1 protein-coding gene is annotated in these 4,682 nt (G+C 70.3%); it reads right to left on the bottom strand.

From position 1 onward, the window contains the following. Positions 1-4,682, bottom strand: a 4,682-nt coding sequence (locus J2Y70_RS22195) for a non-ribosomal peptide synthetase (RefSeq protein ID WP_309922709.1), incomplete at both ends; no start/stop codon positions are given.

Below are 4,682 nucleotides of genomic sequence, written 5' to 3'. Positions count from 1 at the left end.
CCCTGTACCGTGCTGCCGGCCAACGGCAGGCGCAGCGGCAAGGTGTTGATGAACACGCCGATCGCCTGGTCCGCGCCGGCGCTGCCTTGCAGCCGACCCGATAGTACCGTGCCGAACACCACGTCCTCGCTGCCGCTGCAGCGTGCCAGCACCTGCGCCCAGGCCACATGGAACAGCACCGCCGGCGTCACCGACCAGCGCCGCGCCTGCTCGCGCACCGCGCCAGCCAGCGCCGCATCCAGTTCTTCGCGCGCCTCGGCCAGGTCTGCGCCGCCGCCCCGGACGTCCAGCACGTCGAACGGCGCCGTCGGCGACGTCACGTCCTGCAGCTGCGCCCGGAAATAGCGCTCGTGCTCGGCCTGCGGCACCGCCCGGCCGTGCGCGATGAAGTTGCGATACGGCAACGGTGGCGGCAACTCCGCCTGCCTGCCCTGCAGCAGCAGATGGATCTCCGCCAGGATCAGCTCCAGCGTCACGTGGTCGCTGACCAGGTGGTGATAGAGCAAGGCGCACAGCCACTCGCCCGATGTGGCATCGGCTGCAACATGCGCCTGCAGCAGCGGCGCGTGCCGGATGTCCATGCGCAGCCGCCGCGGATCGGTGTGCGCCAGCAACTGCTCCAGCGTCGTGCCTTGCGCCGCCAGCGTCGGCTCCTCCACCGGCAGCGGCGCTTGGCGCTGCACCACCTGCACCGGCTCCGGCAGGCCTTCCCAGTGCACCGCGCTGCGCAGGATGTCGTGCCGGTCGATCACCCGCTGCAAGGCGTCCAGAAACGTGTCCAGGCGGATGCGGCTGTCGAATGCGATCACCGCATGCTGCAGGTAGAGGTCGCACCCTTCGTCGAGCAGGTGGTGGAACAACATGCCCTCCTGCAGCGGCGACAACGGATAGATGTCCTGCACATTGGCCACGCCGCCGGGCACTGCCGTCACCAGCGCATCGATCTGCACCTGGGTCAGCTCCACCAGCGGCAGGAGTTCGGGCGTCAGCCGTTCGCAGCGAGAACCGATCGGATTCGGCGGGATCGGTGCCTGCACGGCATCCTCGCCATCGGCACCGAATGTCGCCGCCAGCGCGGCGAGCTGGGGTTGCGCGAAGATCGTCCCAACATCGGTTCTCAGGCCACGATCGGCCAACCGGTCGATCATGACCACCACCAGCAGCGAGTGCCCGCCCAGCTCGAAGAAGTGGTCGTGGCGGCCGACCCGCTCCAGGCCCAGCAGTTCCTGCCACACCTGCGCGATCGCCGCTTCGGTCGGGCCTTGCGGGGCAACATACCCGCGCGTCACCACCGCGGCACCGTCGGCGGCCGGCAATGCCGCGCGATCCAGCTTGCCGTTCGCCGTCAGTGGCATCGCCTCCAACCGCACGTACGCCGACGGCACCATGTACTCCGGCAGCACCTGCTGCAGCTGTGCCTTCAGCTGCACCAGCACTCCCTGCCACTGCTTCGCGCGCAACGGCGCGTTCGCCGCCGCCTGTGCCGGCAAGGCCTCTCCCGCCAGACCGCTCCATTCGATCCGGTCAGCCACCTCCGGCCGACGGATCCAGGCATGGTAGGCGCCATCGGCCTCTCCCGCCGCCCAGCTCAGTTCCACCGCATATCCCTGCGCGGCGCAATGCGCGCTCAGCACATCGCACGCCACGCCGGTCGCTCCCTGCGCTGCCACCTCGCCCCGCAACGCCTCCAGCGATATCTCCCCCTGCTCCAGCCGTTGCACGCCCTGCGCGTCCCCGCGCACCCGTGGATTGTCGATCGGCCCCAGGCACAGTTCCGCCACCCCCGATCGCGCCGCCGCCGCCACCGCCTCCAGCACCTGCGCCGCCGCCATTCCGCGGCAATCGCGCCATGCGGGCGGCGTCGATGCGCCCTCGGCATCCTCCACGCGCAGCACCACGTCGTAGCGGTAACGCGACATCTCGTTGGCATGGCGCGCCGCTTTCGGCATCACCCGCACCTGCACCCGGCGGCCGGCACGGCGCTGCCATGCGAAGAACCAGCGCGGATCGATCAACAGCTCCGGCTCGTCCTGCACCTTCTGCCGCACCTGCGCCGCCAGCTGCGACAGCCCCGTGCCTGGCGCTGCCTGGTACAGCTGCACCGACAACGCGAACGCCTCCTGCAGCCCATGGTGGCGCACATCGCCCAGAAATATATGGCCACCGGCCACGACCCGGTCCAGCAACCGGTCCAGCAACGTCTCCAGATACCCCAGGTCCGGAAAATACTGGACCACCGAATTGAGCACCGCCGTGTCGAACCGCTGCGCCCCCAGCGCCGACAGGTCCAGCGCGTCGGCGTGCAGCAACTGCACCTTCGTACGTAACGTCGCCTCCGCCGCCAACTGCGCCTCCAGCACGCCCAGCGTCCGCGCCGACAGGTCCGTTCCCACATACGCCTCGCACTGTGGCGCCATCCGCCGCAGGATCATGCCTGTGCCGCAGCCGATCTCCAGCACCCGGCGCGGCGACAGCGCCTGCAGGCGGTCCAGCGTCCCGCTCAGCCAGTCATGCATCTGCTCCACGGGGATCGGCGCGCGCGTGTAGCTGCTGTACCACCCCAGCAACTCCGAGTCCGCCTGTCCATCGGCATGCGCCTGTTGCGCCACCTGCCCGTCGAAGATCTCCGACCAGCTCGCCACCTGCGACTGCCGCAGCGCCTCCGTCTGCGATGCCGCCGCCTCGGTCTGCGGCACCACGTAGGCCACCAGACGCCGCGCACTGTCCTCGCCCTGCGCCAGCACTACCGCCTCGCGCACCTGCGGATGCGTACGCAGCGCAGTCTCGATCTCGCCCAGCTCGATGCGGAACCCCCGCACCTTCACCTGGTGGTCGTTGCGGCCCAGGAACTCGATCGTGCCATCCGCGCGCCAGCGGCCCTGGTCGCCGGTCCGGTACAGCCGCGCGCCGGGTGCCTGGGAGAACGGATCGGGCACGAAGCGCTGCGCCGTCAGCTCCGGACGGTTCAGGTAGCCACGTGCCACGCCCGCCCCGCCGATGTACAGCTCGCCACGCACCCCGATCGGCACCGGTGCGCCAGCGGCGTCCAGCACGTGGACCTGCGTGTTGGCGATCGGACGGCCGACGTGCGGCACGAACCCCTCGTCCCGCCCCATGCTCACCCACGTCGAGTACGTCGTCGTCTCCGTCGGGCCATACAGGTTGGCGATGCGCGTCACCGCGCTCCGCGCGAACAGCGCCTCCACCAGGTCCGCGCGCAGCGGCTCGCCCGCCAGGTTCAGCACCTGCACCGCCTCCGGCAGCAAGCCGCCATCCAGCAGGGCGCGCGCACCCGACGGCACCGTGTTCACCAGCGTCGCCACGCTCTCCGGCCGCAGCTTCAGCACATCGTCCACCACCCGCACCGTCGCGCCGCGCGCCAGCGGCACGAACAGCTCGAACACCGACAGGTCGAAACACACCGAGGTGGCGAGTACCGTAGTCGCCAGTTCGTCGGCGCTGAACGCAGCCTGCGCCCAGGCGATCAGGTTGACCGCATTGCGGTGCTCGATCTGCACCCCCTTCGGCTGCCCGGTCGAACCGGAGGTGTAGATCACGTAGGCCAGTTGGCCGGCGTGCGCGCCGGCGGCTGGGTTGGTCTCGGCATAGGCGGACAGGTCCTCGTGGGCCAGGTCCAGCACCGGGCCGTTCGACCAGTTGGCTACCGCCTCCGGCACCTCGCCGGCGGTCAGCAGCGCCCGCGGCGCGCTGTCCTCCAGCAACCACGCCAGCCGCGCCGCTGGGTACGCCGGGTCCAGCGGCACGTAGGCACCGCCCGCCTTCAGGATCCCCAGGATGCCGATCACCAACTCCAACCCGCGCTGCGCGCACAGCGCCACCCGCCGCTCCGGGCCTACGCCCAGTGCGCGCAAGCGATGCGCCAGTTGGTTCGCCTTGACGTTGAGCTGTCCGTAGCTGAGCGACTGGTCTCCGAACACCAGGGCGATCGCCTCCGGCTGCCGCGCCGCCTGCGCTTCGAACAGTTCGTGGATCAGCGCCCGGTCCGGGTACGCCGCCTGCGTCGCATTGAACTGCACCAGCTGCGTCCGTTCGCGTTCCGTCAGCAGCGACAGCTGGTCCACCGCCGTTGACGGCGCCGCCGCCATCCCTTCCAGCACCTGCGCCAGCCAACCCCACGCCCGTTCCACGCTGGTGACATCAAACAGGTCCTGCGCGTACTCCAGCGTGCCCTGCAGCTCGTCGCCGTGCTCGTTCAACGCCAGCGCCAGGTCGAACTGCGTCGTGCCCGTCTGCCGCGGCAGCGCCTGCAGCTGCACGCCCGGCAAGGCCAGCTCGCCGCCGTCAGGCGTGTTGTTCATCGACAGCAACACCTGCAGCAGCGGGCTGTGCCCCAGGCTGCGCGCCGGCTGCACCGCCTCCACCACCTGCTCGAACGGCACGTCCTGGTGCGCATACCCCGACAGCGTCCGCTCCTTCACCTGCGCCAGCAGCGACTCCACCGTCTGCGACCCCTCCACCGCCACCCGCAGCGCCAGCGTGTTCACGAAGAACCCGATCAGCCCTTCCACCTCCGTGCGGCTGCGGTTGGCCACCGGCGTGCCGATCACCACCGTGGCCTGACCGCTCCACCGCGACAGCACCACCGACCACCCCGCCAGCAGCGTCATGAACAACGTCGTGCCCTGCCGCTGCGACAACGCACGCAGCCGCTGGGTCAGCCC

The organism is Xanthomonas sp. 1678 (assembly GCF_031455575.1).
GTDB lineage: Bacteria > Pseudomonadota > Gammaproteobacteria > Xanthomonadales > Xanthomonadaceae > Xanthomonas_A.
This window is presented reverse-complemented; position numbering and strand designations above follow the sequence as displayed.